Raw genomic sequence first — 5,688 nt, forward strand, 5'->3', positions numbered from 1 at the left:
GGCTGGGGTTACTGCGCGAGGCCGCGCAGCAGCAGCTTGAAGTCCGTCACGGAGCCTTTCCACGTGACGTGGGGGCCGACGGAGACGCTGATGATGGGGTCGTCTGCGGCGTTGACCTCGACGACGATTTCGTCCTCTGGGGTTGAGAAGACGGCTTCTGCCCATGCCTGTGCGGGCAGGTTGTTCACTTCAATATCGTAGTCCGTGTGCAGTTCGCAGCTGATGCGTTTTTCGTCCATGGATTTCTCCTTGCGGTGTAATGGTGCCGTGGTCGGCGACGCGAGTGTGCGACAACCGGGCCGGATGTGCAAGTGGTGGCTAGTCCTCGCCCAGCATCTGACGGATGTGCTTTGCCTGCCGCTTGGTCAGCGAGGTGAATTGGCAGCCGATGATTTTGGGCGACACCCGGCGCACGGTGGCGGCGACCTTTTTGATGGTGACGGTGCCCATGATGACGAGGTCGAAGGTGAGCTTTTGCCCTTCCTTGAAGGTGACGCTCATGGGCTTGAAGCCGAGGCCCCCGAGGCTGATGTCCACCACGGGCAGATTCTCCGCCACGCCGGGGAGTTTGACGGCGCGGTCGGCAAAGGCGAGCCGCCTGTGCCGCCGCATTTCCGAGCCGTTTTTCTCCTGAACGTTGCCATCCAGAATTTGCACCTCGTGCCCTTCCGTGTCGCTGGTGGAGCCGTAATACCATTCCTCCCCCGTGAGCTTGAGGAAAAGATCCTTGGCGGCGGGGATTTCTCCCACGCTTTCCAAAATGGTGCGCAGGGTTTCCTCGGCGCGCTCGTCCTGCCCGGCGTCCATGTAGGCCTTAGAGAGGCCGACGGCGATGTCCGTGTCCTTGGGCGAGAGGGCGTGGGCGTGCTCAAAGGCGGTGACGGCCTTGTCGTGCGCGCCTTCATCCTGATGGCGCGATGCGGCGGTCTTGAAGGGATTTTCCGCGTCGGGTCGGGCTTTTTTGACCTCGGTATACAGGGATTCCGCCTGCTGGGCGTCGCCCGCGTAGGCGTAGATTTCCGAGGCTTTGAGAAGGTGCTCCATGGCCCCGTCCAGATTGCCCTTGCCCCGGTGGACTTCCGCAAGGCCTTTGTGCGCTTCGGGAAAGTCGGGCAGGCGCGAGAGGGCGGTGGTCAGCTTTTTGTGGGCGCTGTCGTATTTACGCAGCTGAAGGTCCTTCCAGCCGCTGGCGAAGAGGCGCTTTGCGGCGTCCTGCGGGGAGTCGTGCTCCGGGGCTGTGCTTGGCGCTTTGGGCGCCGCCTTGGGCGCGGTGGCCTCAGCTTTTTGGGGCGCGGCTTTGGCGGCCCGAAGGGCGGTGATGACGGCGCCGACGAGCTCACGCGGGGAGAAGGGCTTGTTCAAAATGCCGTGCGCCCCGGCCTTGGTGGCGCGGTGCTTGTCGTCGTCGGTGGGGTTGCGGGCGGTGATGACCACGGGCACCCGCAGTCCGGCGGAGCGCATCTTGCGCAGCAGGATGAAGTCCGCTGCCGAGGCGATGGACCAGTCCACCAAAAAGACGTGGGGCGGCGACGTTTGCAGGGTTTCCCATGCGTCGCGCACGTCGGCGACCATATGCACGTGCGAAAGGCCCGCGGAGGTAATGATCTTGCGGAGAAAGTCGCGGGCGGCCTTGTTTGGCTCCGCGATGACGAGTCGCAGTGATTGTATTCCGGCCATGGCACCACCGTTAGCGTCGAAGGGGATGCTTGTGATAGTACACGGAAGACGCGGCGGCGTCATGGTCTGGCCGCGGAGGAGGAATTTTTGAAAAGAATGCCGATGACAAGCGAATATTGCGCCGGCGCGCCTTCGCCGGAGCTGGAGCGCGGTGTGGCGGAATTCAATACGGGGCGCTACTACGATTGCCACGAAACCTTGGAAGACCTGTGGCGCGGGGACCAGACGCCGCACCGGGACCTGTACAAGGGCATGCTTCAGGTGGGCGTGGCGCTGTATCACCTTGAGCGTGGCGGGCGGCGCGGTCCGCTTCGGCTGTTGCGGCGCGCGCAGGAATTGCTGCGGCCCTTTGCCCCGGTCTGCCATGGGTATGATATTGCAAGGCTGGTGGCGGACGCGCGGGACTGCCAGCGGGTGGTGGAAGGGCTGTCCGAGGAGGCCAGCGTGCCGGGGCGCGTGTTTACCCTGCGCATCCACCGTGCGGGGGTGGACGATTGACGCGTGCAGGCGAAGGATTGAAGAGCGAACAACGTGGCGCAAGGCCACAGCGTGACGGGCCGCTCCCAGAGGGGGCGGCCCGTCTTGTTTTTTCAGTCCTTAAACCGGATACGGAAATCGGTGATGGTGGCGTTGTAGTTGTTGGCCCGGGAACTATAGGTCCAGCCGAACCGGAAGTGCTGGAACTCGTTGTCGCCAATGCCTAGATTTCTGGAGTCAGTGATGGTCGGTGCATCAGCAATGGGATCGTAGGACGAGAACTGGTCTAGGTCCTGCGACAGGTCGTCGCAGTCGGCGTTGGTGCAGTTGTGCCAGATGCGGATGTCCACGTCCTTGGTGGTGGCGTTCCAGTCCACTTCCATGCGCAGGGGATATTCTTCTTCGCCCTCCATCCAGCCTTCGGTGCCTTTGTCGTAGACACCGACAGTCTCATTGCCAGGATTGCCGGTGCCGCCAGAGAGTGTTTCTGTATGCGTTGTGTCGTCGTTGAGGTTGGTGCTGTTGGTGTTCCAGTACAGAATGGCCATGTGGTTAGCTTTCGTGTTAGCGGAAACGTCAGGGTACTTGGGGTCGGCTTGGGGGGTTAGGTGTCTTCTTGTATCAAATTCAAGTCCAATTTTGGGAGGAAAGATGCCAAGAGATGTTCCAGGCCGCTTGCTTGCGTATCCTAGGTATCTCCCTTGATCTGCACCACAGAGTTGGCTTGGGTCATTGTTTAACCCCGTTGAGGCATTAATGCCACACAAAGCGAATGTGTGCCCTCCGTCTGAAGTGTCAATGCTCCAGAGGAAATAGACCCGGACTCCGGAGCCGAAGCTGCATACGCCCTCGTCGCAGGCGCCTTCTGTGGCGTTGCCCATGTACCATATGCAGGCCATATCTTGAGAGCCCGTGTCGTTGAGGTTGATGCCGTCGCCGTCGGCGTTGACGGTGAAGGGTGTGCGCGAGCCACTGCGGGTGACGTAGCCGTCGCCCGGGCTGGCAAGGGGAAAGTCGCCGAGGTCGTCCTCAAAGGAGACATCGGAGCCGCCGGGACCGGTGTGCTCTGCCGTGGAGCAGTCTACGGTGCTTTGCAGATAGGTGAGGCGCGCGTATTCGAAAATATCGTCAAAGGTGCGCGAGGTGTCCACAGCGCTGAGGTCGCCGTGGGTGAGGATGCTCAGCGTGGCGGAACCGGACCCCGGGAGGGCGGTAAAGTCCTGCTGGGAGTTGGGGCCGAAGCTGGCCACGATGAAGGCCACGTCGCTGACGGTGGACGAGTCCGGCTCGGTGACGGTGAGCTGTGTGGAGTTGGTGCCGCAGGGGCCGGAGTTGGTGAGTTTGGATGCGCCGCTGACGTCGGCGACAAAATAGTAGAGGGGCTGTCCCCACGCATCGGTTTGGGTGGCGATGGTGGAGGGCACCGTGTTCCCGGTGCCCGGCGAGGGCAGGGCGTAGCTGCCGGAGCTGAACATCTCGCCGATGATTTCGTCGCGCGCCTGCCGCACGAGGTTGCGGCTGTCCACGACCTTGTCGGAGCCAATCTTGGAGATGAGCCCCGGCAGGGCGGTGGAGACGATGACGCCGATGATGACGACGATGATGGCCATCTCGATGAGGCTGAAGCCCTTTTGGATGCCGGTGCGCATAGCCGTTCTCCTTGCGTGGCCGTGGCTGGGAGCCATGTTTGAACAGCCAGTTTGGGTGAATGCTGCAACGTTTCGCTTCGTCCGGAGCGCGAGGTGCTGCGGGGAGAGTTGAGCGGGCGGCGGGCTAGCGGAAGCTGAGGCCAAAGTCGGTGATGGTTATCTCCTGCGTGGCAAAGCTGGAGGTTGTCCAGCCCAGCAGGACGCGGTCGAACGAGCCGCCTACATTGTCATAGTAGATGGTGGCATTGACGAAAGGGTCCGCAGTGCTGCTGGTGTAGTCGGCCGAGAGGTCCGTGAAGCTGGTGCAGTCCTCGGTGGCGCAGTCGCGTATCCAGCCTTGGATGGTGTAGGAATACAGGCTGCCGCTTTCCTGCGCGCGGGCGACCTCGAAGCGGACGGAGTGCTCAAAGCCGTCCTCCCACTGTGTGGCGGAGGCGGGGATATAGATGCCGGAGTCCGTGGAATTATCGCTCGGGATGGTGGCCTGGGTGGTTTGGCCGGCGTCGTCGTAGGCGTTTGGCGTGGAGACAAGATCGCCGTGCTGGTTGTCGTCGTCGCGGGTGGCGCCCCAGTAGACGATGGACAGGTGGGTGCGGACGTCGCCGGGGGAGGGAATCTGGGTGTCCCACGCGTCGCCGTCGTTGGGGTAGGCGTCTATCTCAAGGCCGATTTTGGGCGGGTTGATTTCGCCGTCGCCCGCGCCGCTGCCGCTGCCGGAGTACGCAAGGCGCGCCCCGGAGGCGCCGCAGTCCGCCGCCGTGTTGTCCGTGGCCTGCGTCACCGCAAAGATAAAGCCGTCACCGGCGGTTTTGCTGTCCGCGCTGGTGTCGGGGGTGACGTAGGTGAAGGAGAAGAAGACCCGGAAGCCGTTGCCAAAGTCGCAGGTGCCGTTGGTGCAGTTTCCTGCGGACTCGTTGCCTTGGTACCAGAGGCAGCCTGCGTCGCCGCCGCCTGTGCCGTCGCCAAGGGTGGCGGTGTTGGTCTCCGTGTTGACGGTGACTGCGCCCGTGCTGCTGCCGGGCGGGCTGATGCCGGTTTGCGTGCCGGCAAAGTCGCTGATGTTTTGCCCAAAGCTCACATCCGACCCGCGCGGGACAAAGGAGTCGGACGCGGTGTTGGTGCAGACCTTGTTGCGTAAGAGGTTGTAGGAGGCGAACTCCACATCGTCGTCAAAATTGAAGCCGCTGCCGTCCGTGCCGTAGGAGCGCGGGTCCGACACGGCGAAGGTGTTGGTGGAGTTGGTGGTTTCCTGATTGTTGTTGCGCCCTGCGCTGATGAGCACGAAGGCGATGTCCGTGAAGGTATCCGTGCCGCTGGGCGTTGTCTTTTGCACCTCAATGGAATCCGTCAGGGACGAGGTGCACAGGTCGCCGCTGGTGAGGCCGGAGTCCGGCGCGTAGACGATGGTGTTGCCGTAGGGGTCGGTCTCCACGCCGATGTCGTCGAGGGTGGTGGGCAGGCTCTTGTTGATGATGGCGTAGCCGATGATTTCGTTTTTGACCTTGGTGAGGAACTGGCTGGTGGCGCGCTTTTTCTCCTGCTGGATGAAGTCCGAGACGATGGGCAGGGTCAACCCGATGATCAGCCCCATAATGACAAGGACTATGGCCAGCTCCACAAGGGTGAAGGCGTGTCGCGAGCGGGATGTCTGATCCACGGTGCACTCCTTTGACGCCGGGGGCGTCCGCTTCCGCCGTGAGGGCTACTGCGCCAGCAAGGCCCGAAGCTCCGGCGCGGTAACGTAGATGTACATGTCGTCGTCGCCCCGGTCCGGGGATGCCCCGGTGTAGTCGGGCAAGGTGCCGAAATCAAAGTCCGGCGGGTCGTCGGGGTCTAGGGCCGCGATGTGCTGGGTGCCTGCGCCTTCCTCAAAGAGCTTGCGGTA

Annotated in this window: 6 protein-coding genes; 1 reads left to right on the top strand and 5 read right to left on the bottom strand. The window is 62.6% G+C overall.

What is annotated here, in order from left to right; genetic code table 11:
• Positions 1–8 precede the first annotated feature (8 nt).
• Positions 9–239, bottom strand: coding sequence for a hypothetical protein (locus ACY69P_RS13355; RefSeq protein ID WP_459898191.1), 231 nt, complete (start codon positions 237–239; stop codon positions 9–11).
• A 79-nt stretch (positions 240–318) separates the two neighbouring features.
• On the bottom strand, positions 319–1,677 hold the full coding sequence (locus ACY69P_RS13360; protein ID WP_462327828.1) for a tetratricopeptide repeat protein: 1,359 nt from the start codon (positions 1,675–1,677) through the stop codon (positions 319–321).
• A 96-nt stretch (positions 1,678–1,773) separates the two neighbouring features.
• Here ACY69P_RS13360 and ACY69P_RS13365 point away from each other — a divergent pair, with 96 nt between their 5' ends.
• Positions 1,774–2,175 (top strand): DUF309 domain-containing protein, encoded by a 402-nt coding sequence (locus tag ACY69P_RS13365; RefSeq protein WP_462327829.1) that lies wholly within the window; start codon positions 1,774–1,776, stop codon positions 2,173–2,175.
• A 92-nt stretch (positions 2,176–2,267) separates the two neighbouring features.
• Here ACY69P_RS13365 and ACY69P_RS13370 read toward each other — a convergent pair whose 3' ends face one another.
• The 3 genes from ACY69P_RS13370 to ACY69P_RS13380 form a co-directional block, all read right to left on the bottom strand.
• Positions 2,268–3,803: a hypothetical protein gene (locus ACY69P_RS13370; RefSeq protein ID WP_462327830.1), complete on the bottom strand. Its 1,536-nt coding sequence runs from the start codon at positions 3,801–3,803 to the stop codon at positions 2,268–2,270.
• 124 nt (positions 3,804–3,927) lie between these two features.
• Positions 3,928–5,460 carry a type II secretion system protein gene (locus ACY69P_RS13375; protein WP_462327831.1) on the bottom strand — a complete coding sequence of 511 codons (1,533 nt, stop codon included), beginning with the start codon at positions 5,458–5,460 and terminating at the stop codon, positions 3,928–3,930.
• Between the two features lie 45 nt (positions 5,461–5,505).
• A partial coding sequence (locus ACY69P_RS13380; protein WP_462327832.1) for a hypothetical protein occupies positions 5,506–5,688 on the bottom strand: 183 nt, incomplete at its 5' end.

The sequence above is a fragment of the Desulfobaculum sp. genome (assembly GCF_054921475.1).